This window comes from Streptomyces sp. NPDC002787, from assembly GCF_053592095.1.
Map to the genome: position 1 here is coordinate 134,662 of NZ_JBSFVC010000010.1, position 19,758 is coordinate 154,419.

General features: G+C 71.6%; 23 protein-coding genes and 1 pseudogene. 9 read left to right on the forward strand and 15 right to left on the reverse strand.

The window, feature by feature from the left end; all coding sequences use genetic code 11:
* Window positions 1–151: 151 nt before the first annotated feature.
* The 3 genes from ACWD26_RS15980 (at window position 152) to mraY (ending at window position 1,929) form a co-directional block, all read left to right on the forward strand.
* A complete protein-coding gene (locus ACWD26_RS15980) occupies window positions 152–547 on the forward strand; it encodes an MmcQ/YjbR family DNA-binding protein (protein ID WP_451270317.1) in 396 nt (131 codons plus the stop codon).
* A complete protein-coding gene (locus tag ACWD26_RS15985) occupies window positions 544–783 on the forward strand; it encodes an MmcQ/YjbR family DNA-binding protein (RefSeq protein ID WP_451270319.1) in 240 nt (79 codons plus the stop codon). Before ACWD26_RS15980 ends, ACWD26_RS15985 begins: the two co-directional genes overlap by 4 nt.
* Before the next feature lie 78 nt (window positions 784–861).
* Window positions 862–1,929, forward strand: a complete 1,068-nt coding sequence (mraY, locus tag ACWD26_RS15990; RefSeq protein WP_451270321.1) for a phospho-N-acetylmuramoyl-pentapeptide-transferase — start codon at window positions 862–864, stop codon at window positions 1,927–1,929.
* Window positions 1,930–2,020: 91 nt separating this feature from the next.
* Here the strand turns inward: mraY and ACWD26_RS15995 are convergent, their stop codons facing one another.
* Complete coding sequence (locus tag ACWD26_RS15995; RefSeq protein WP_451270323.1) at window positions 2,021–2,410, reverse strand: RidA family protein; 390 nt, start codon at window positions 2,408–2,410, stop codon at window positions 2,021–2,023.
* Window positions 2,411–2,482: 72 nt separating this feature from the next.
* Here ACWD26_RS15995 and ACWD26_RS16000 point away from each other — a divergent pair.
* A pseudogene (locus ACWD26_RS16000) lies at window positions 2,483–3,392 on the forward strand (LysR family transcriptional regulator).
* A 40-nt stretch (window positions 3,393–3,432) separates the two neighbouring features.
* On the opposite strand, the gene ACWD26_RS16005 reads toward ACWD26_RS16000, so the two are convergent.
* The 6 genes from ACWD26_RS16005 to ACWD26_RS16030 form a co-directional block, all read right to left on the reverse strand.
* Window positions 3,433–4,512, reverse strand: a complete 1,080-nt coding sequence (locus ACWD26_RS16005) for a protein kinase family protein (RefSeq protein WP_451270571.1) — start codon at window positions 4,510–4,512, stop codon at window positions 3,433–3,435.
* 95 nt (window positions 4,513–4,607) lie between these two features.
* Window positions 4,608–5,165 carry a GNAT family N-acetyltransferase gene (locus ACWD26_RS16010; RefSeq protein ID WP_451270325.1) on the reverse strand — a complete coding sequence of 186 codons (558 nt, stop codon included), beginning with the start codon at window positions 5,163–5,165 and terminating at the stop codon, window positions 4,608–4,610.
* 546 nt (window positions 5,166–5,711) lie between these two features.
* Entirely contained in the window at window positions 5,712–6,251 is a 540-nt protein-coding gene (locus tag ACWD26_RS16015; RefSeq protein ID WP_451270327.1) for a DUF6624 domain-containing protein, read from the reverse strand.
* Between the two features lie 14 nt (window positions 6,252–6,265).
* Window positions 6,266–6,652 (reverse strand): ATP-binding protein, encoded by a 387-nt coding sequence (locus tag ACWD26_RS16020; protein WP_451270329.1) that lies wholly within the window; start codon window positions 6,650–6,652, stop codon window positions 6,266–6,268.
* A gap of 29 nt (window positions 6,653–6,681) precedes the next feature.
* Window positions 6,682–6,813: a hypothetical protein gene (locus tag ACWD26_RS16025; RefSeq protein WP_451270331.1), complete on the reverse strand. Its 132-nt coding sequence runs from the start codon at window positions 6,811–6,813 to the stop codon at window positions 6,682–6,684.
* Between the two features lie 251 nt (window positions 6,814–7,064).
* Window positions 7,065–8,477: a hypothetical protein gene (locus ACWD26_RS16030; protein WP_451270333.1), complete on the reverse strand. Its 1,413-nt coding sequence runs from the start codon at window positions 8,475–8,477 to the stop codon at window positions 7,065–7,067.
* A gap of 303 nt (window positions 8,478–8,780) precedes the next feature.
* On the opposite strand from ACWD26_RS16030, the gene ACWD26_RS16035 reads away from it, so the two are divergent.
* The 4 genes from ACWD26_RS16035 to ACWD26_RS16050 all read left to right on the forward strand — a co-directional run bounded on the left by ACWD26_RS16035 (window position 8,781) and on the right by ACWD26_RS16050 (window position 11,570).
* Window positions 8,781–9,602 carry a helix-turn-helix domain-containing protein gene (locus ACWD26_RS16035; RefSeq protein WP_451270573.1) on the forward strand — a complete coding sequence of 274 codons (822 nt, stop codon included), beginning with the start codon at window positions 8,781–8,783 and terminating at the stop codon, window positions 9,600–9,602.
* Between the two features lie 3 nt (window positions 9,603–9,605).
* Entirely contained in the window at window positions 9,606–9,857 is a 252-nt protein-coding gene (locus ACWD26_RS16040; RefSeq protein WP_451270335.1) for a DUF397 domain-containing protein, read from the forward strand.
* 400 nt (window positions 9,858–10,257) lie between these two features.
* Entirely contained in the window at window positions 10,258–11,067 is an 810-nt protein-coding gene (locus tag ACWD26_RS16045; RefSeq protein WP_451270337.1) for an SAM-dependent methyltransferase, read from the forward strand.
* 89 nt (window positions 11,068–11,156) lie between these two features.
* On the forward strand, window positions 11,157–11,570 hold the full coding sequence (locus ACWD26_RS16050; RefSeq protein WP_451270339.1) for a MarR family winged helix-turn-helix transcriptional regulator: 414 nt from the start codon (window positions 11,157–11,159) through the stop codon (window positions 11,568–11,570).
* Window positions 11,571–11,574: 4 nt separating this feature from the next.
* Here the strand turns inward: ACWD26_RS16050 and ACWD26_RS16055 are convergent, their stop codons facing one another.
* Genes ACWD26_RS16055 through ACWD26_RS16080 form a run of 6 tightly spaced genes read right to left on the reverse strand, consistent with a single transcriptional unit; the run spans window position 11,575 to window position 17,407 of the window.
* The gene (locus ACWD26_RS16055; RefSeq protein ID WP_451270341.1) at window positions 11,575–13,320 is read right to left on the reverse strand and encodes a PP2C family protein-serine/threonine phosphatase; all 1,746 of its coding nucleotides are present in this window, start codon (window positions 13,318–13,320) and stop codon (window positions 11,575–11,577) included.
* Window positions 13,317–14,387 carry a SpoIIE family protein phosphatase gene (locus ACWD26_RS16060; RefSeq protein WP_451270343.1) on the reverse strand — a complete coding sequence of 357 codons (1,071 nt, stop codon included), beginning with the start codon at window positions 14,385–14,387 and terminating at the stop codon, window positions 13,317–13,319. Before ACWD26_RS16060 ends, ACWD26_RS16055 begins: the two co-directional genes overlap by 4 nt.
* On the reverse strand, window positions 14,387–14,827 hold the full coding sequence (locus tag ACWD26_RS16065; RefSeq protein WP_451270575.1) for an anti-sigma regulatory factor: 441 nt from the start codon (window positions 14,825–14,827) through the stop codon (window positions 14,387–14,389). The genes ACWD26_RS16060 and ACWD26_RS16065 overlap by 1 nt, the downstream gene beginning before the upstream one ends.
* The gene (locus tag ACWD26_RS16070) at window positions 14,827–15,207 is read right to left on the reverse strand and encodes an STAS domain-containing protein (RefSeq protein ID WP_451270345.1); all 381 of its coding nucleotides are present in this window, start codon (window positions 15,205–15,207) and stop codon (window positions 14,827–14,829) included. Before ACWD26_RS16070 ends, ACWD26_RS16065 begins: the two co-directional genes overlap by 1 nt.
* 56 nt (window positions 15,208–15,263) lie before the next feature.
* A complete protein-coding gene (locus ACWD26_RS16075; RefSeq protein ID WP_451270347.1) occupies window positions 15,264–16,163 on the reverse strand; it encodes an STAS domain-containing protein in 900 nt (299 codons plus the stop codon).
* A gap of 59 nt (window positions 16,164–16,222) precedes the next feature.
* The gene (locus ACWD26_RS16080; protein ID WP_451270349.1) at window positions 16,223–17,407 is read right to left on the reverse strand and encodes a PP2C family protein-serine/threonine phosphatase; all 1,185 of its coding nucleotides are present in this window, start codon (window positions 17,405–17,407) and stop codon (window positions 16,223–16,225) included.
* Window positions 17,408–17,470: 63 nt separating this feature from the next.
* Between ACWD26_RS16080 and ACWD26_RS16085 the strand changes: the two genes are divergently transcribed.
* Window positions 17,471–17,944, forward strand: a complete 474-nt coding sequence (locus tag ACWD26_RS16085) for a MarR family winged helix-turn-helix transcriptional regulator (protein ID WP_451270351.1) — start codon at window positions 17,471–17,473, stop codon at window positions 17,942–17,944.
* A 180-nt stretch (window positions 17,945–18,124) separates the two neighbouring features.
* On the opposite strand, the gene ACWD26_RS16090 is transcribed toward ACWD26_RS16085, so the two are convergent.
* Window positions 18,125–18,529: an STAS domain-containing protein gene (locus ACWD26_RS16090; protein WP_451270353.1), complete on the reverse strand. Its 405-nt coding sequence runs from the start codon at window positions 18,527–18,529 to the stop codon at window positions 18,125–18,127.
* Window positions 18,530–18,645: 116 nt separating this feature from the next.
* A complete protein-coding gene (locus ACWD26_RS16095; protein WP_451270355.1) occupies window positions 18,646–19,518 on the reverse strand; it encodes an RNA polymerase sigma factor SigF in 873 nt (290 codons plus the stop codon).
* Between the last annotated feature and the right edge of the window lie 240 nt (window positions 19,519–19,758).

Here is a 19,758-nt window from a genome sequence, read left to right on the forward strand (position 1 = left end):
CGGCCTGCCTGCTCGGCCCGGAGTGTCGCTTGTCGACCATCACGTGTCCGCAGCCTACCGCCTTTCCAGTCGGCTTCGACGGAAGGATGGGACGGGCCACCGCGCCCGCGCGGCGCGCCCTCCGCCCACCACCTGAGAAGGCTCACCACCCATGAACGGATCGGCCCTGCACAAGACCGCCGCCGACTGCGCGGAGGAACTCCCCGGAGCCCAGCTGGAGCACCCCTTCGGCCCCGACTGGGAGGTCTTCAAGGTACGCGGCAAGGTGTTCATGCTGATGACCGAGGTCCCGGGGCGGCCCGTCGTGATCCTCAAGGCGGACCCCGGCGAGGCTCACGCCCTGCGGGAGCAGTACAGCCACATCACCCCCGGCTACCACATGAACAAGAAGCACTGGATCACACTGGAGGGCGGAGAAGGTGTCGAAAAGGAGCTCGTCAGGGAGCTCGTCACCGACTCCTACCGGCTCGTCGTCGCCCGCTTGCCCAGGGCTGAGCAGCCCGTCGACCCGCACACCTACGGCACCGGTACGCGGGCGGCCCGGTGAGTGCGGCCGGCGACCGGCTCCAGGACAGGGCCCGCCAGGCGGCCCTCGCCCTCCCCGGCGTCAGCCACGGATACCCCTTCACCCAGGGACTCGACGTGTACAAGGTCGCGGGCAAGGTGTTCCTGATCGTCACCGACGACCCGGACGATCAAATCGTCACGGTCAAGTGCGTGCCGCGGGCCCTCGCCTTCGCCGCCAACTACCCACCGGCGTACGAAGATCAGGTGCCTGCATAGGGTGGTGCCTGTGAGAATCAGCGACACCGGTGAGGCAGTCGCGTATCCGAGCGCGACCGAGGGGGAGACCGCCGTCCGATGAACCAGATCCTGTTTGCCGGGGCCATCGGCCTGTTCCTGACCTTGATCGGCACACCCCTGCTGATCAAGCTGCTGGCTCGCAAGGGCTACGGGCAGTTCATCCGTGACGACGGCCCACGCGGCCACCACGGCAAGCGCGGAACCCCCACCATGGGCGGCATCGCCTTCATCCTGGCGACCCTCGCCGCGTACACGCTGACCAAGATCATCACCGGTGCGAGCCCGACCTACCCCGGTGTCCTGGTGCTCTTCCTCATGGCGGGCATGGGTGTGGTCGGCTTCCTCGACGACTACATCAAGATCGTGAAACGGCGGTCGCTGGGGCTGCGGGCCGGGGCGAAGATGGCCGGCCAGCTGATCGTCGGCATCGTGTTCGCGCTCCTCGCCATCCGGTTCGCGGACGACCGGGGCCAGACACCGGCGTCCCTGAAGCTGTCGTTCGTCACCGACTTCGGCTGGACCATCGGGCCGGTGCTGTTCGTCGTATGGGCACTCTTCATGATCCTGGCCATGTCGAACGGGGTGAACCTGACCGACGGTCTGGACGGCCTCGCCACCGGTGCGTCGGTGATGGTCTTCGGCGGCTACACCTTCATCGGTCTGTGGCAGTTCCAGAACTCGTGCGCCAACGCCATGGAACTCACCGACCCCGCCTCCTGCATCGAGGTACGTGACCCCCTCGACCTCGCCGTCGTCGCCGCCGCGTTGATGGGCGCGTGCTTCGGCTTCCTGTGGTGGAACACCTCGCCCGCCAAGATCTTCATGGGCGACACCGGCTCCCTGGCCCTCGGCGGCGCCCTCGCGGGACTCGCCATCTGCTCCCGCACCGAACTGCTCCTCGCCGTTCTCGGCGGGCTCTTCGTCCTGATCACCCTGTCGGTGGTCATCCAGGTCGGTTCGTTCAAGCTGACCGGCAAGCGGGTCTTTCGCATGGCCCCGCTCCAGCACCACTTCGAACTCAAGGGCTGGTCCGAAGTCCTGGTCGTGGTCCGCTTCTGGACCATCCAGGGCATATGCGTGATCGCGGGTCTTGGCCTCTTCTACGCGGGGTGGGCCGCGGGGTGAGGCGCTGACGGGTCCCGGGAACCGTCCGGTCGTCCGTCGGCCCGGCGCGTGGCCGTCCCGTCATCCGCTGGCCCGGCGCGTGCCCGTCCCGTCAGCCGCCGGCCCGGCGCGCGTACACCTCGATCTCGATCTTCATACGGGGGTCGGCGAGACCGCACACGAGCATGGTGGCGGCCGGGCGTATCTCCCCGAAGGCGCGGCGCAGGACCGGCCAGCAGGGCTCGAAGTCGTCCCGGTCGGGCAGCAGATACCGCACCCGCACCACGTCGGCGAGGGTGCGGTCCGCCTCGCTCAGCGCGGCTTCGATGGTGCGCAGACACTGCTCGGCCTGCTCCACCACGTCGTCGGAGATCGTCATGGTGGCGTAGTCGAACCCGGTCGTCCCGGACACATGCACCCAGTCCCCGTCGACCACGGCCCGGGCATAGCCGATCTGCTCCTCGAACGTCGAGCCGCTGAGGATCGCGCGTCGCTCTGTCATGCCCCGAACGCTAGGTGACCTGGGTGGACACGTCCAATACGGCACTGGGGACGGGCTGATATCTCTTGGCGTATGGAGCGCCCCGAACTTCCCCTCCCTCAACTGCACGCCTTCCTCGTGCTCGCCGAGGAACTCCACTTCGGCCGCGCAGCCGCCCGCCTGGGCATCGCCCAACCCCCGTTGAGCCAGCAGATTCGCCGTCTGGAGGAGAAGGTCGGCCACGCGCTGTTCCACCGTGCCCCAGGAGCCGTCACCCTCACCCCCGCCGGCCGGCAACTCCTGCCCGCCGCCCGCGGGACCCTCACCGGCCTCGCGGACGGCCTGGCTGCGGCCCGGGCCGCCGGCAGCGGCCGGACCGGCCGGCTGCGGATCGGCTTCGCCGCCTCCCTCGCGCTGACCGTCCTGCCGGGCCTGCTCCGCACCTTCCGAGAGCGGTTCCCCGACGTGGAGTTGGACATCCATGAGATGACGACGGCTCCGCAGATCGCCGCCCTGCACGACAGGACCATCGACATGGGCCTGCTGCGCGAGCCGCCCGACGGCGAGACGGACCTCGGCTTCAGGACGGTCCTGACGGAGCCCTTCGTGGCCGTCCTGCCGTCCACGCACCCCCTCGCCGCCCAACGGACCGTCGTCGTCGGCCAGTTGGCGGACTCGCCGTTCGTGCTCCTGCCCCGCGCGGTCGGCCCGCAACTCCACGACCGCATCATCGGCCTGTGCGTCGCGGCGGGCTTCACCCCCCCGAGTCGCCCAGCACGCGGTGGAATGGCAGACCGTCTGCGCCCTGGTGGAAGCGGGCCTGGGCGTCTCCCTCGCCCCGGCCGGCATCGGCCGCATCCGCCTCAAGGGCGTGGCCTTCCGGCGTATCGCCCCCCACACCGCCCACACCCGAGTCGCCGTGGCCTGGCGCGAGAACGACCCGAACCCCCTGCTCGCCAACCTCCTGACCACCATCGGCCAGGAGCTGCCGGGCGAGGCATGAGGGCCCGGATCCATGCCGAGCGCCGGCCTCCGGGCGGGCGTCAGCGCACGGGGGAGCCGTGCTCCCCGCCGAGCAGGCGGATCTCATCCAGCTGCGGGTACGGGGTCTGTCGGCTCCGGCGCTGGAACTCGCGCTCGAAGCCCGATACCGCGGCGGCGATCGGCGCGTGCCGGGCGATGATCGCCGCGGCCGCCTCCGGGATTCCTGTGGGGCGCTCGCCCTCCGCGAAGGCGCGCAGGAGAGCGTAGCGACCGTCCCCGTCCTCCCTCTGGTACCCGTACAGAGCGGTGACCAGCCATTTCACCAGATACGTGGCGGTGTAACAGCGATCGTAGAGCCGATGCCGGTCGAAGAAGTCGGCCTCGTCCTGCGACATCTCGAAGCGGGAGGAGACCGCGAGGCCGTAGTCCGCGAAGTAGAGGCGCCGGCCGTCGGTGAGAATGTTCTCGAAGTGCGCGTCGAAGTGCAGGAGCCCCCGCGCGTTCATGAACGAGGTGCCGGCTTCCAGGCCTTGCTCCACCAAGGCGCAGGCCCGGTCGGCGGCTTCGTCGCCCGCTTCGATCCGATCGCTCAGCCACTGGTGCAGGTTCTGCGGGATGTACTCCAGGAACAGCGCGACGCTCGCCGAGGACCGCTGGAGAGCCTCGATCCGGCGGCGCACCTGCGATCCGCCGCCCCAGTAAGCAACAGCCCGTTCGACGTCGGCCAGTTCCTCGGGCAGGGGCGTCGAGTCCGGCAGCACCCTCCAGTGGTACATCAGGGGGAAGCCCTCGTGCTCCGCCGCGAGCACCCAGTTCGTCGTCATGATGTGCACGGCGAGCTCTCTCCAGGCCCCGAAGCTCGGTGCGCCGAGGGCGCCGATGCCGTACTGGCAGAAGACGGGCAGCGCGAACAGATTCGCCGTGGACCGGACGTGCTCAGGTCTCCTCTCCAAGTCGGTGAGGGGCACCCGCTTCACGAAGACCGGCGTTCCGGCGACCTCCAGCAGGGCCGACTTCCCACCGATGCCGGACCCGACCGGCACGGCCGTGTCCACGAGCTCGCCCAGGGCGCGATCACTGCACAGGGCCAGGGATGTGGAAACGGCACCATGGGCGGCCAGACGCGCACCGCGCGACATGTCGGGGCGCTTCACTGCGGCGTAGGCGTCGAGCGGCTGACGTCGAGCCGGTGGCATCAGGGGCTCGGCCGAATCGTTCGCAGTCATGGACGAGCTCAGGATGACCAAGCGGACGCGGACAGTCGGAACACCACGTTCCGTCGTAGGGGTCCCTCCGGCATGCTCGGGTCGTCGAAGTCGTCGGTCGGGTCGTGGGTCATGTCGAGGCGTCGCATCACCGCCTGGGAGCGGAGGTTGGTGGCGGTGGTCACCGCGAGGATCTCCGGGAGGCCGAGGCTCTCGAAGCCGAACCGTACGGCGGCCCGCGCGGCCTCGGTGGCGTAGCCGTGGCCCCAGGCCGTACGCGCCAGTCGCCAGCCCGCCTCAACCCCGGAGAACGGCATGTCCTCCTCCACGGGGTCCAGCCCGGCGAAGCCGATGAACTCGCCCGTGGCCCGCACCTCCACCGCCCACCAGCCCCAGCCCCGCCGGTCGAGGTCGGCCTGGAAGCGGACGATGGACGCCTCGCTCTGCTCTTCCGTGAGGACACCCGGGAAGTGCTCGCGCACCTGCGGATCGGCGTTCATGGCCGCCCACGGGGCGAGGTCGGACGTCCGCCAGTCGCGCAGGAGCAGACGATCGGTTCGCAGCTCGAAGCCGCCGCTGTAGGACATCGCGCCAACCTAGCCCGATCACGGGGCGGGAGCGATCGAATATCCGGGGAGTACCGGGATCCTGCCAGCGGTTTGGGCGGCCGACGGGGCGCACCGGGGCCGGCGGCCGACTGGGTGCGGACGCGGCGCCTACGCGCTCTTGCCACCGGGCCGTCGCCCGGTCTCGCAGGCGCTGCTCGGGCAGAGGCGCCGGACGGTCGGCCACGACGGCGGCTCGCGGAAGCGGGTTGCCGGGGAGGGGGCGCGGACCTCTCGGCTGCCGCGTCGACGAGATCGAGGCTGCTGGCCCGGGGCGAACACATCGTGCCCATCCCCGGCACCCGCAGCGCGGAGCGCATGGAGGAGAACGCGGGCGCCGCCGACGTCACCCTGACCGGTACCGGCCTCGCCGCGATCGACGAGATCCTGCCCACGGCGGCTTCGGCGGCCGCTACGCCGAGGGACACGTGCCCACCTGGATCTGACCCGGGGCCGCACCGTCCTTCCCCTCGCTTTCACCCCGCAGGGCCCGCAGCGCGTCACCCCCGCCCGCGCCGAGCGCCATGCCTAGAGCCCGCCGCTCGCGCCCAACCCGCACCGCACCGCCCTCAGATGCTCGGCCAGGGGACCGAGGCCCACGTCGTGTCGGCGTTCGTCGACGGTCTCGGGGTTGCGGACGGGATACGGGAAGAGGGTGCCGGGGTTGATGCGGGTGCCGTAGAACTGCGGCTGGTTGAGTGCGACGGCGCAGTGGTCGGCGATGTAGGCGTGGTGTACGGCGGGGCAGCGGCCGTCCGCCACGGCCTCGGCGATCAGGTCGCGGCACGTGAGCTGGAAGCCGAGGTCGGGGGAGTGCAGGAGGATCATGAGGGCCGCTGTCGAGGCGGGTTCCCCGACCAGTTCGGCGGTGGGCCAGCCATGGCGGGCGACGATCGCGCGGAGCGCCTCCGCGTTGCCGGCGTGGCACTCGGCGATACGGTCGCGGGCCATCGCGGTCGGCGCGGACCGGGCCTCGTGGGCCAGCCGCCGCTCGTCCTCGGCCCTGCGGACCAGCTCGGCGGCGAGCACCTGCTTGCGGGGCGGCGCGGTGCCGGAGGTGGGTTCCATGGCCGGGGCGCCCTTCACACCGGCTCCCGGACGGCGAGCGAGAACCACACTCTCTTGCCCGCGTCCCCCGGTTCCGGCGGATCGGTGCCCCAGTCGTCGGCCAACGCGGCGACGATGGACAGCCCTCGTCCGGACTCGGCGTCCGCGTCCACGGACCGTGGCCGGGGCGGGGCGGGGGAGGGATCGGCGAGCGTCACGCGCAGCTCGCGCTCGGAGCACTCCAGGACGACGGCGATGGTGTCGGCGGGATCGGCGCTCGCATGCCGGACCGCGTTGGCGAACAACTCGTCGGTGGCGAGGACGGCGTCGTCGAGGATCGCGGACAGTTCCCAACGGGCAAGGTGCGCCGCCACCGTGCGCCGTACCCCGGCGGCGCACGACGGGTGCGCTGCCACCGCCATCCGGAGGAGGCGGGACCTCCTGAGTGAGATCAAGGCAGCCTCACCGCGCCCACGGAGCCGCCCGCCCCCTCGGACGGGGCGCCGTGGACGCTCCACCCGGGGTCGTGCACTGCTGCGGCAGGGGTCCGTCGGCGGGGCGTGCCGACACTGACTGCCGTCATCGAGTTCCTCCTTGTCACGCACGGCGGCGGGGCGGACCGGCGCGGCGGGTCGCCGGTGCTGTTGTCGAAGACAACAGCACCGGACACACGAAATACCAGGTGGTGGACGGGTTGTGCAGGTGCGGGCGGGTAGTGGCGCGCGCTGCATGGGTTTCCCGCCATGGTGAACGTCGACGAGAGCCCGTCCCTCCGGGAGCGGTGCGTCCCCGCCGGGTGGCCCGGTATGCGCGGCACCGCCCGCGACCGGCGCGTCAAGCGGCCGCCCCCAGCACCACCCGCGACCGGCGCTCGAAGTCCTGTACGAGGGGCTCGTGGCGGCGGGATGCCAGCCGGCCTCTGAAGTCGCGCAGGGCCTGGATCGAGCGTTCGCTGTGCACGCCGCTGAGCGCTTCGAGGGCGTCGCCGGCCGTGGCGATCGCTTCGTCGAGACGGTTCTGCTGGAGGTGGGCCGTCGCCAGGACGGACCGGCTGATGGCCTGGCGCCGACGGCGGTCGGCGTGGGCACGCACCGACTCACGCGCCGTGTGCTCGGCCTGCGCGGCGAGGCCCAGGTCACGGAAGCAGACGGCGGACTCGGCCTGCAGGTAGTGGTGGTCGAGGAACCGTACCCAGGGCGACTCCTGGGCGGCACCCCGGCTCGCGTCGAGCTGCTTCTCGGCGGCGCGCAGGGCCTCGGCGGTCTCACGGGGCCGGCCCAGCGCCGCGTGCCCGCGCGCGGACATGGCGTGCAGCCGCATCAGCCCGAGGGGACTGCCGGAGTCCTTGGCGGTGGCGACCCCGGCCCGGGCCAGGGCCACGCCCTCGTCGGGGCGGCCCAGGCTGGTCGCCAGATGGGACAGCCCGGCCAGGATCTGCCCGCCGAGCACATGGTCACGCCCTTCCGCGCAGAGCCTGAGTCCCTGCGTCATGTACCGCTGGGCCAGGCCGTACTCCCCGGCGTCGTACGAGCTCCAGCCCGCCATGGCGGCGAGCCGGGCGGCGGCGGCGAACAGTGCGCGGCGGTGGTGCGGTGGCGTGCCGCGCTGCTGGAGCAGGGGGACGACCTCGGTGGTGAGGTACTGCACGATGCTCGTGCGGATACCGCCGCCCCCGTAGTGGTTGTCCATCTCGTCGAACATCCGGAGCATCGCGTGGACCTGCTCCACCGGTCCGCCGGCCGACACCGGCGCGAGCCTGGGTGCGTCACGGCTCTCCACCAGCCAGAGCAGCCAGGCCCGCTGAGGGTTCGTCAGCGCACCCGGCACGAACGGCACCGAACCGAGCAGACTGCGCCGGGAGATGTCGGTGGACCCAAGCTCGGCCAGGGTGTGCAGGGTCTCCGCGACATTCTCGACGTACATCAACGCCCGTCCCGTCACCGGTCGTCCGCGGTCGAGCGGGAAACCGAGGTCGGCCGGAGTGAGCGCGCGGCCCAGCCGTTCGCCGAGCACCGCGGCGATCAACTCCGGTGTGTTTCCACGTGGTTGCTGGCCCTGGAGCCAGCGGGTGACGGAGGCCTTGTCGTAGTTGGTCTCCGAGCCCTGGCAGCGGCCCAGTTCATTGACCCGGAGAGCGAGGGAGGCGTACGAGCAGCCGGCTTCCTTGAGGGCAGTCGCCAGCGGCTTGTTGGGCCCGCCGGCCCCCTTGACCGGGTTCCTTGGTAATCCGTTCGTCACGGCGGCCATCCAGGTGTCGCATCGTGTCGGCGCGCGGCTTGACCCGTGCCCGCCGTGGCGCCAACTCCTGGGCGGGCCGGAGGAGTTCGAGAAACGCTGCCCGCGATGTGCGGCAGGTCACTCGAGCACTATGGTGGCCGAACAACTCAGCCCGCAACCGGCGTTCTGATAATTTCAGAATGAACTGCAAGGAGCTGTCCGTGTCAACGGATCGCGTGGCACACTGCACGCTGTGAATCCCGCCCCGGGAGGTTGCACGTGAGTGAGACCCGCGTCGGAGGGAGCGCCCCCGCGGCGCCCACGGTCCTGCGCATGGTCCTCGGAAAACGGCTCCGGCAGTTACGGGAGCGGGCCGGAGTCTCCTTCGACGACGCGGCACGCGCCATCGAGGTCACCGCTCTGACGGTCCGCCGCATGGAGAAGGCCGAAGTCGGCCTCCGCATCCCCTACGTGAAGGAGCTGCTGCGCACCTACGGCGTCCCCGGCCCCGAGATCGAGGACTTCCTCTCCCTGGCCCGCGAGGCCAACCAGCCCGGCTGGTGGCACAAGTTCCGTGACGTGCTGCCCGAGTGGTTCAGCGCCTACGTGAGCCTGGAGAGCGAAGCCGCCGTCATCCGCCTCTACGAACCCCAGTACGTCCCCGGCCTGTTGCAGACCCACGACTACGCCGCCGCCCTCATCCGCGTCGGCTTCCCCAACGCGAGCCCCGAGGAAGTCGAACGGCACGTCGCGCTGCGCCTCAGACGTCAGGACCTGCTGGTCAAGCCCGAGGCACCGGCCGTCTGGGCCATCCTCGACGAGACCGTGCTGCGCCGGGCCGTCGGCGGCCCCGACGTGATGCGGGCCCAGATCGACCGGCTCGCCGAGGCCACGGAACGGCCCAAGGTGAGGATCCAGATCATGCGGTTCGCCGCCGGCCCCCATCCCGGGGCGTACGGCCCCTTCCACTACTTCCGGTTCGGCTTCTCCGAACTCCCCGACATCGTCTACACCGAGGGCCTCGCGGGCGCCCAGTACGTCGACCAGCCCGCGGACGTCGTGACCTACCTGGAGGTTCTGGACCGGATGTCCGTGCAGGCGGAACCGGTGGCCCGGACCAGGGACATCCTGGCGGCACTACGCAAGGAGTTGTGACACATGGCAAGGACACCCGACGGCCCCGTCCACAGCGGCATGCCCGCACCCGAGCTCGGCGCGGAGGGCTGGCGCAAGCCCTGGAGCGGCACCAACGGCGGCTCCTGCGTGGAGGCCAAGCGGCTGCCCGACGGCAGCGTCGCCTTCCGGCAGTCCACCGACCCCGACGGCCCCGCCCTCGTCTACTCGCGGGAGGAGATGGTGGCGTTCCTGGAGGGCGCCAAGGCGGGACAGGCGGACTTCCTCATCGCCTGACCGCCTCCCGACCGAGCCGCTGACCGCTTCCCGACCGAGCCGCCCCGCTTCGTCCGACAGCCCTTCGGCCATCACGCGGATCACTACGCCCGCACAACCGGACAACCCGCACACGCACTCCCGTCACCTCCCGGCCGTGCACAGACTGGGGTCCTCCAGGCCGCGCACGGGCCCGGGAGCCGACACCCGCCACGCACCACCCGAAGGGAGCGGCATGCCTACGCCGCCTCGTGCTCCGCGTCGAGCCATGCCGCCCGCCGCGCGCGCCGGCCGCCCCGGCCGGGCCGCTCCCGAGGGTGGGGCCGTGTCCCCGCTTCTCGTCCGCCCCAACTCTGGCGAAACCCAGGGCAGTTGACGGTAGGTTAGCGACGACCACGCGATGTGAGGCAGGAGAGTTCCCATGGCAGACGGCCACCCCACTCCCGATCAGGAAGCCCTGTCGAAGATCGACACCACGGTGCCGCACTCGGCGCGCATCTGGAACTACTGGATGGGCGGCAAGGACAACTACGAGGTCGACCGCGTCGCGGGCGACGCCTACCGCGAGATCGCCCCCAACATCGAGGCGATGGCCCGCGCCTCCCGCGTCTACCTCATCCGCACCGTCACGTTCGTGGCCCGCGAGTGCGGCATCCGCCAGTTCCTGGACATCGGCACCGGCCTTCCGACGTACGACAACACCCACCAGGTCGCCCAGAAGGCCGCCCCCGAGTCCCGCATCGTCTACGTCGACAACGACCCGCTGGTACTGCGGCACGCGCAGGCCCTGCTCACCAGCACCCCAGAAGGGGTCACCGACTACGTCGACGCGGACCTCCACGACCCGGACACCATCCTCGAAGCCGCCGGGAAGATCCTCGACCTCGACAAGCCGGTGGCCCTGATGCTGATGGGCATCCTCGGCCACATCCAGGACTACGAGGAGGCCAAGGAGATCGTCCGACGCCTCCAGGCCGCCCTGCCGTCCGGCAGCTACTTCGTCCACTACGACAGCACGGACACCGACGCCGAACTCAAGCGCGCCCAGGAGGGCTACGACGACACCGGCGCCGTCCCCTACGTCCTGCGCAGCCCCCGGCAGCTGCACGCCTACTACGAGGGCCTCGAACTCCTGGAACCCGGGATCGTCTCCTGCCCCCTGTGGCGCCCGGAACCGGGCACGAACCCGGAGCCCACGGACGTGTACGGGGGAGTGGCCTACAAGGCGTAGCGACAACTGCCCGGTGCGGGAGGCTCGGGTGGACCGGGAGTGTGCGGTGACGGTCGTGTACTCCCGGGGACTTCGGGTAGGCCCCCCGCATGACCGGCCCCGCGGATCTCGCCCGGCAGGTTCTCGACGCTGTGGAGAGCCTGGCGCCGCTCTGGTTCTCGGCCGTCGAGGACGTGACCCCGCGGCTGTCCCCGAGACAGGTCCTGGCGCTGAGAGCGGTGCTTCACCGGCCCGAGCTGAACCTCACCTCTCTGGCCGAGCAGCTCGGCGTCGGCCTGCCCACGGCCAGCCGGCTCTGCGACCGGCTGGAGGCGGCCGGCATGCTCCAGCGGAGCGTCCGGCTCGACGACCGGCGCGAGGTGCGCCTGGTGGTGACCGCGCGCGGCCGCAGGTTCCTCGCGGACGTCACCGAGTCGCTGTCGGCACGTCTCAGCGACGTCCTCGGGGCGATGCCGCCGGCGGAGCGCGCGCGTGTCGAGCAGGTGCTCCGGGCCCTGGGGTGACTCCTCAGGGGAGCTGGGCCGTGATCTCCCCCGCCCCGCTGTGCACATGGCACAGCAGCAGGCACACGTCGTCCTCGTGCTCGTCGTCCAGCAGCGGGTGCAGGAGCCGGTCGGCCGACCCTTCGAGGTCGTCGTCGAGGGTGTCGGGCGGGAGCGTCCCGAGGGTCGCCGCCAGCTGCTCGATACCCGGGTCGATGCCCTGGGCGCGGCGCTCCACCAGCCCGTCCGTGTAGAGCGCCAGGGTCGACCCGGGCGCCAGCGGCACGGTGTGGTCGGCGATCTCCTGGTGGATGGGGATGCCGAGCATCGCGCCCGGCTTGGCGTCCAGGATCCGTACCTGCCCGTCGGGCGAGCGCAGCACGGGGGGCGGATGGCCCGCGGCGGCCCAGGTGAGGGTCGGCTCCTGCGGATGGAACCGGGCGATGACGGCGGTGGCGTAGAGGTCGGGCTGCAGATGGTGCAGGAACAGGTGGAGACGGGTGAGGAGCTGGCCGGGGGTCTTGCCGTCGACCGCGTAGGCGCGCAGCGCGGTCCGCAGCTGGCTCATCATGACGGCGGCGTGCAGCCCGTGCCCGGTGACGTCACCGATGATGGTGATCAGGCTGCCGTCGGGCTGGCGGAAGGCGTCGTACCAGTCGCCGCCGATGTTCAGGCCCCGGGTGGCAGGCAGATAGCGCGCGGCGAGCCGCAGCCCCGGGGTGGTGGGCAACTCGGTGAGCAGGGCGCGCTGCAGGGTCTCGGCGATGTCGCGGTTGTGCTCGAAGCGCCGGGCGTTCTCCAGGGCGACGCCGGCCCGCCGGGCGAGCTCGATCAGCATGAAGGCGTCGTCGGCGTCCCAGCGCTCGTCGTCGGGCGGTGACAGCGTCAGGACGCCGAGCGGAGCACGACGGGTCATCAGGGGCACGCACAGCAGCGGCCGGGTGGGATCGAGCGCGGAGGGCGGCTGGTCGTCGACACCGGGCAGACCGCCCGGGTGATCGGCGGCGTACTGGGGGCGCCCACGGCGGGCCGCGAGGACGGCGGCCGCCGGACGCGGCCCGCCCCGGCGCACATCACCCTCGCTGTCGAACAGCCATACGTCCGCCGTGCGGGCGTACCGGGGCACCAGCAGCGTCGGCAGCAGCCGCACGATCGCGTCCGGGTTCAGGGACGCCGTCAGGGCGGCACTCGCGTCGGCGAGGAAGGTGAGTCTGCCGCGGGCGTTCTCCGCCTCCTGGCGGGCCTTCTGCTCGGCGGCGAAGAGTTCGCGCTGCGCGCGACCGGCCGCGTCCAGCTCGGCGTGCAGGGCGAGGACGCCCTGGTTGGTCTGGTGGAGTTCCTCACGGTGGAAGGCGACCAGCGCCTCCTGCTCGTCGAGCTTCTCCAGCAGCAGCGCGGCGTCCTCGTCGGCCCCGAACAGGGCCTCCGCCAGCGTCGTCGGATCGCAGGCCACATGGTCGCTGTCCGGCAGCCGCGCCTCCTGCGAGCAGGCGACCGTCAGCCGCCAGGGCTGCCGGAACTCACCCGGCCGCCGGTTCGCCGACGTCACCTCGACCAGGAACCGGGTGCCGCCGGGCCGTGCCGTGGTGGCCCGCGCGGTCAGCAGCCATGTGCCGCCCTTGGTGAGGCACTGCCGCAGCTGCGCGCTGAGCACGGACACCAGCCGGGCCCGGTCGGTCGTGGACACCCCGTGCGCGGTGGCGAGCCGCGCGGTGGCGATACGCGCCCGAGCGGCGTCGGTGACGGAACTGACGTGCCAGGTACGGGTCATGGGAGGCGGTCCGGCGGGGAGGGGCTCAGTACCGCGACGGTGGTGTCGTCGCGTACCGGCCGGGCGGGGCTGCTCGCGTCGCGCACGATCACGGCGGCGATCACAGCGGGGTCGAGGCTGGGGCTGTGGGCGACGGGGCCCGGGCTCCAGCGGCTGGGCAGGCCGTCGCTGTGCAGCACGAGCAGACTGTCGTCCCCCCAGGCGACCTCGTGCTGCGGCAGGTGCGCCGCCCGGTGGGCGCCGACTATGCCGGGCCGTGACAGCAGTGGCTGCCAGCTCGCACCGGTGCGCAGCCGTGCCCCGATGTTGCCGACGCCGGCGAACAGCAACCGCCCGGCGGCGACGTCGAGTTGGGCCACGGCGACGGCCGCGCCCCGGGTGTCGCGCAGCGCGCCCTCCAGACGCCGCAGCAACTGCGCGGGAGGCAGCTCGGGCACCCGGCACAGCTGCTCCACGGCCGCCGAGGACGCGCGGGCCGCCGCCAGGCCGTGGCCCAGCCCGTCGGCCAGCATCAGCGTGGTGAGGTCGCCCGCCCGGACCCACGCCCAGGCGTCGCCGGAGAACTCCGCGCCGGCGAAGGGGACGTTGACACCCCCCGCGCGCACGGGCGGGGCGGGGGAGGGGGCCGGGCCGCCCCGGCGGCCCCGACGGGAACCGAGCCGCGCCAGGGCGACGGTGCCCCGGCCGACCGTGCTGTGCAGGTCGAAGTCGTCGGCGACCCGGCGGCAGGTGCCGAGGCCCGCGCCGAGCGAGGACGTGGTGGAGAAACCGTCGCGCAGGGCGCTCGCGACGTCGCGCACCCCCGGTCCGTGGTCGATCGCCACGATCTGCACCATGGAGGCCGCGCCGTCCGCCCGTTCGGGCGCGGGCCGGGCCACGACTTCCAGCAGTATCAGCCCGCCATCGGCGTGCTTGAGCAGATTGGTCGCCAGCTCGGTGGCCACCAGCGCGCAACCGGCGGCGCGGCCCTCGTCGAGCCCGGCACGGGCCGCCGCGGCCTCGGCGGCCACCCGGGCGTCGCGCACCCGGGTCGAGTCGTGCACCGGCACCTCCCAGACGCGTGGCATCAGCGCTCCTCGCGCGGTCGTGGCGCACCCGACAGCCAGGAGGTCACCGTCACCGTGGTGCCCGAACCGGGCCGGCTGTCGATCGCGAACTCGTGGACGAGCCGGCGTGCGCCGCCCAGCCCCATGCCCAGACCCTCGCCGGAGGTGTAGCCGTCGAGGAGCGCCTGGTCGAGGTCCGCGATGCCCGGCCCCTCGTCGCTGAAGGCCAGCCGCAGCCCACGCGTCCCACCCTTGTCCACGGGCTCGCAATCCATCTGGCCTCCGCCACCGTGGACCAGGGTGTTGCGCGCCAACTCACTGGCCGCGGTGACCAGTTTGGTCTGCTCGACCAGGCCGAAGCCGAGCTGGGCGGCCGCCTGCCGCACATGCTGCCGTACCCACACCAGATCCAGATCCGAGTGGATCGGCAGGCAGGCGGAGACACCGCCGGCGGTCTGCATCACGGACTCTCCTGGCGGGCGTGCCCACGGCGGGGGAAGGTCGGGTCCGATTCGCCGAGGAGACGCAGCGCGTCCTCGGTGCTGAGCGCGGTGCGCAGTCCGGGCAGGGTCAGCCCCAGCTCGACCAGGGTGATGGCCACCGCCGGACGCATGCCCGCCACCACCGTGCCGGCGGCGAGCAGACTCGTCTGGGCCGCGATGTCGCCGAGCACCCGGCCCAGGAACGAGTCGACGATCTCCACACCGGAGAGGTCGATGACCACACCCGTGGCCCCGCTGCGCGCGACCGTGTCGCTGATGTCCTGCTGGAGCTGTTCCGCCGCGCCGTCGTGCAGATCGCCCTGGAGCGACACCAGCAGGACGTCGCCGAGCTTGAGCACGGGTACGGGTGCCCCGTACGGGGACGGACCGCCGTAGGAGGCGGGCGGGCCGCCCCTCACCTGGACCTCGAACCGGCGTCGTCACGGGACACGATGTCCGTGCCCTGCTTCCGCAACGCATACGCCAGGGCGTCCGCGAGACTCGTGCGGGTGAGCACCGAGCTCAGGTCGATGCCCAGATGGACGATGGTCTGCGCGATGGGCGGGCGGATGCCGGAGACGATGCACTCGGCCCCCATCAGCCGCGCCGCGGCCACTGTCTTCATGAGGTGCTGGGCCACCAGGGAGTCGACGGTCGGGACCCCGGTGATGTCCAGGATGGCGAACTTGGCGTGCTGCTCGACGATCGAGTCGAGGAGCCTTTCCATCACCACCTGGCTGCGCGCGCTGTCCAGCGTGCCGATCAGTGGGACGGCGACGATGCCCTCCCACAGCTTGATCACCGGCGTGGCCACCTCCATCAGCTGCAGTCGCTGCCGGTGGATGAGCTCCTCGCCCTCGTTGAGCGCCGTCTCCAGCACCACCAGACGCAGGGTGCCCATCAGGACGGTGAGGGTGGTGGTGCACTCCCGCAGGTGCGTGGCCGGCGCGGCGGCGAACTCGGCGAGGAGGAGTTCGGTGATGGGCGGGCGCAGCGCGTCCACCTCGGCGGAGATCTGCGTGACGGTGGAGCCGGCCCGGGCCCGGGCGGCGGCCGTCCGCGCGAGCTGCTCGCGCACGACATGGAAACCGCCGGCCTCCGCGTCCTCGACGCTTTCCGACGCGGCCACGGCGGCGAGCGCGTCCACCACGGCCCGGCCCGCCTCCACCGCCTCGTCGCGGGAGTGGGTGAAGACGGTGCGGAACAGTGCGGCGTCGGCCCAGCGTTGCGCGATCTGTTCCTGGCGGTTGCGCAGGAAGCTCGCCACTTCCTGCGCCGGTGTCACCTGCTGGTCTGCCGTGTCCTGCTCCGGCACGGGTCTCTCCTCACTTGCTGTCGCGTCTTCCCGCTCCGGGAAACGCCTGGTGGACGGACTTATCGGTGGGACCGGTCGGCCTCCTCCCGGCCGAACCAGTCGAGACAGACCACGAGTGCGTCGTCGTCCGCCACGGGGGTGCCGCGGTGACCGGAGAGCTCTCTGAGTACCGCACCGGGGACATCGGCGGCGGGAAGCAGCCGCGTGGCGTTGACCGCGCGGGCCAGCGCCCGTTCCCCGTACGTCTCCCCGCCGGGCGTGGCGACGGAGTACACCCCGTCGCTGACGAAGACGAGCCGGTCGCCCGGCTCCACCGTCAGCTCCTGGGCGACGTACCGCGTCTCCTCGAACATGCCCAGCGGCAGCTGCGCCTCCAGGGCGACCAGGGTGACGCTCCCGTCACGCAGCAGCAGCATCCGGGGCGAGCCCGCGTCGACGACCTCCAGGCGCCCGGTGGTCAGGTCCAGATCCAGCAGGAGCACCGACAGATGGACGGACCCGCCGTACTGGGCGTGCACGGCCTGGTCGGCCAGGGCCGCCTGGTCGGCGATGGGCACGCCCGCCCGGCGGGCGTTGCGCAGCGCGTTGATCCCCAGATTGGTCAGCAGGGAGGCCTCGATGCCCTCGCCCATGCCGTTGGTGATGTACAGCATGAGGTGGTCCGCGTCGGCGGACCAGTCGAAGTTGTCGCCGAAGATGGCGTAGGCGGGCTCCAGTTGGCCGCCGAGCGCGTACTCGGGGCAGGTGGCGGAGCGGCCCGGCAGCAGCTGCCACTGCATCTCGGCCGCCAGGGTGAGCCGGCCGGCGCGACGCGCCCGGACGTACAGATCGGTGTCCCGCTCCGCGACGACCAGCTCGTGACCCAGGACCCCGGCCAGCTCGGCCAGTTCGGCGAGGCACTTGTCCGCGTACGCGGCGGACGGCAGCGCGAGACAGAGCACGCCGAGCCGGTCACCACGCACCGTGACCGGCAGATGTGCCCGTACCCGGCCGTCGCCGAGCTTCTCCACGTACGGCTCCTGCGCCCCGAACGCCCGGCCGGTGGGCCCGTCGTGCATCGGCAGGGGCTCCGGCGGGTCGGGGCGCGTGGACACCGGGCGCAGGGTGGTGAGCGAGTAGTCGGCCAGGTAGAGCTGGACGTCCCGCGCCGACCAGTCGTCGCTCAGTACGTCGCGGATCGCGTCCACCAGGTGGTGCGGAGCAGCGGAGCGAAGGGCTCGTTCGGCTGCCACGAATCTGTTCACGATGTCGGATACGCCGTTCTTTCCACAGCTGACAGTGTTCGAGATGCCTGGAAGAGTGGGGCCGTGACTTCCTCCTCCCACCCCCGGCCGGACGAGGTGGCCCGTGTGACCTCCGAGGCGGCCGAGCTGCTGGAGGTTCTGTGGGGACGCGCCTCGACGGCCCCGGTGTCCGCCTCCCAGCTCCGCGTGCTGTTCATCCTCGAGCACCACGACGGCATCAATCTGCGCATGCTCGCCGACGCTCTCGGCTCCACCCCGCCGTCCACCAGCCGGCTGTGCGACCGGCTGGAGGCGGTGGGCTTCGTCGAGCGCCGGGCCAGCACGGCCAGCAGGCGCGAACTCAGTCTGCGGCTGAGCCGCCGCGGACGATCCTTCCTGGTGGACCTGCGCGCCCGCCGCGAACACGCCCTGCGGTCGGTGCTGGAGGAGATGCCCGCCGCGAAGCGGACCGCGCTGCTGGAAGGGCTGGAGGCGTTCTGCGCCGCCGCCGCGTCACAGATCCACGAGGGCGATGCCGACGACGCCCGGAGCGCCTGACCGCCGCCGACCCGGTCCCGGTCCGACAGCCTCATCACAACCCTTCCCCTGCGCTTGGCCCCCGGCTCACTCTGTTGCCTCCCGGCCATAGTTGTCAAACGACAACTGTTGGCCATGTGCACGCCCGTTCCCGCCGACGGACCGGCCCGAGAGGCCCTGGCCGCCGGCGGGCGACAGGGCCTACTCCTGTGCCGGATGCTCGTCCGGCTGCGGGGCCACCTGACCGGAGTCCACGGCGGCCAGCGCCTCGTCCACGCTGTCCACCGTCGCCACGGTGATGCTGACGCCGGTCAGATCGAGAATCCGGCGTACGGCCGGTGCCGGGGCGATGACGTACACGCCGCCGGGGATCCGCCGCACCTCCTGGTACGTCCGCAGGATGATGTTCATGCCGGACGAGTCCATGAAGGGGACCGCCGACACGTCCAGCAGGAAGTGCCGTCGGCCGTGGCGAAGTTGGTTCGCCAGATGGTGCTGCAGCTCGGTCGCCGTGTCGATGTCCAGTTCCCCCTCGATCGTGAGCAGCACGGCGTCGTCACGAGGCAGATCGACCTTGATCGACAGGGGGTTCTGGGCAACGGACACGAGGGCCTCCTGGCTCTACCGACCGGGGGCACGGTGCCCCGATCCACGGATTCGACGCATCGCCCGGCGATGCGCTCGTGCGCATACCCGCGAATCGTCCGGACACACAGCCCCGATCAGGCGACTCCGGGTTCCAGCAGACCGGTGCGCAGCCGCTTGATGATGCGGCTGATCAACCGGGACACATGCATCTGGGACACCCCGAGCTGCTCGGCGATCTGCGACTGGGTCAGTTCCTCGACGAACCGCAGGTGCAGGATCCGGCGCTCCCGGTCGTCGAGTTCGGCGATCAGGGGTGCCAGCGACTGGAAGTCCTCGACGAGTTGCAGCGAGGGGTCCTCCTCGCCGATGAGGTCGCCCAGTACGGTGTCGCCCTCCTCGCCGCCGTCGGAGGTGAGCGCCGCGTCGAGCGAGGAGGTGTTGTAGCCGTTGGACGCCTTGCGCGCCTCGATGACCTCCTCCTCGGACAGGGACATCAGCTCGGACAGCTCACGCGTCGTCGGCATACGGCCCAGCCGGGACTGCAGCTCGTCCGTCGCGCGGGCCAGCTCCACCCGCGCCTCCTGCAACCGCCGCGGCACATGCACCGCCCAGCTCGTGTCCCGGAAGAACCGCTTGATCTCGCCGACGATGTACGGCACGGCGAACGTGGTGAACTCCACCTCCCGGGACAGCTCGAACCGGTCGATGGCCTTGATCAGCCCGATGGTGCCGACCTGGACGATGTCCTCCAGCGAGTCCTCCCGGCCCCGGAAGCGCGAGGCCGCGTACCGCACGAGCGACAGGTTCATCTCGATGAGCGTGTTGCGCACGTACTGGTGCGCGTGCGTGCCCTCCTCCAGCATGGTCAGCCGGTCGAAGAACTGCCGCGACATCTCCCGTGCGTCCTTCGGCCTGACCTGCGACGGATCCTCGATCAGGGGGAGATCCACCCCGTCCGTCACGACCCCCCGTGCCGTGGCCGTTGTCCGTGCCGTCACGGCTGCCATGCTGTCCACCCCTCTCGCCCGAAGCCTTGCTGCCATCCCACGCCTGCCCCGGTACCGGCGACTCAGTCCAACTCGTTCCTGAAAGGGACTGTGTTGCTCCGCACTCTGGCCGGAAGTCGTCGCCGCCCCCCGAAGCCGGGGATCACCGGCGGTCGACGGCCCGTCACGACGAACGCGCGCACCGCTGTTTGCCCACCGGATCGCGGGGCAAGCGGAGTTCCACGCCTCCGCATCGGAGGT

Coding starts and splice junctions, on each gene's coding strand:
- ACWD26_RS15980 (WP_451270317.1), top strand. CDS start 152: ATGAACGGATCGGCCCTGCACAAGACCGCCGCCGACTGCGCGGAGGAA.
- mraY (WP_451270321.1), top strand. CDS start 862: ATGAACCAGATCCTGTTTGCCGGGGCCATCGGCCTGTTCCTGACCTTG.
- ACWD26_RS15995 (WP_451270323.1), bottom strand. CDS start 2,410: ATGACAGAGCGACGCGCGATCCTCAGCGGCTCGACGTTCGAGGAGCAG.
- ACWD26_RS16005 (WP_451270571.1), bottom strand. CDS start 4,512: ATGTCGCGCGGTGCGCGTCTGGCCGCCCATGGTGCCGTTTCCACATCC.
- ACWD26_RS16010 (WP_451270325.1), bottom strand. CDS start 5,165: ATGTCCTACAGCGGCGGCTTCGAGCTGCGAACCGATCGTCTGCTCCTG.
- ACWD26_RS16015 (WP_451270327.1), bottom strand. CDS start 6,251: ATGGAACCCACCTCCGGCACCGCGCCGCCCCGCAAGCAGGTGCTCGCC.
- ACWD26_RS16020 (WP_451270329.1), bottom strand. CDS start 6,652: ATGGCGGTGGCAGCGCACCCGTCGTGCGCCGCCGGGGTACGGCGCACG.
- ACWD26_RS16025 (WP_451270331.1), bottom strand. CDS start 6,813: ATGACGGCAGTCAGTGTCGGCACGCCCCGCCGACGGACCCCTGCCGCA.
- ACWD26_RS16030 (WP_451270333.1), bottom strand. CDS start 8,477: ATGGCCGCCGTGACGAACGGATTACCAAGGAACCCGGTCAAGGGGGCC.
- ACWD26_RS16035 (WP_451270573.1), top strand. CDS start 8,781: ATGGTCCTCGGAAAACGGCTCCGGCAGTTACGGGAGCGGGCCGGAGTC.
- ACWD26_RS16040 (WP_451270335.1), top strand. CDS start 9,606: ATGGCAAGGACACCCGACGGCCCCGTCCACAGCGGCATGCCCGCACCC.
- ACWD26_RS16045 (WP_451270337.1), top strand. CDS start 10,258: ATGGCAGACGGCCACCCCACTCCCGATCAGGAAGCCCTGTCGAAGATC.
- ACWD26_RS16050 (WP_451270339.1), top strand. CDS start 11,157: ATGACCGGCCCCGCGGATCTCGCCCGGCAGGTTCTCGACGCTGTGGAG.
- ACWD26_RS16055 (WP_451270341.1), bottom strand. CDS start 13,320: ATGACCCGTACCTGGCACGTCAGTTCCGTCACCGACGCCGCTCGGGCG.
- ACWD26_RS16060 (WP_451270343.1), bottom strand. CDS start 14,387: ATGCCACGCGTCTGGGAGGTGCCGGTGCACGACTCGACCCGGGTGCGC.
- ACWD26_RS16065 (WP_451270575.1), bottom strand. CDS start 14,827: ATGCAGACCGCCGGCGGTGTCTCCGCCTGCCTGCCGATCCACTCGGAT.
- ACWD26_RS16095 (WP_451270355.1), bottom strand. CDS start 19,518: ATGGCAGCCGTGACGGCACGGACAACGGCCACGGCACGGGGGGTCGTG.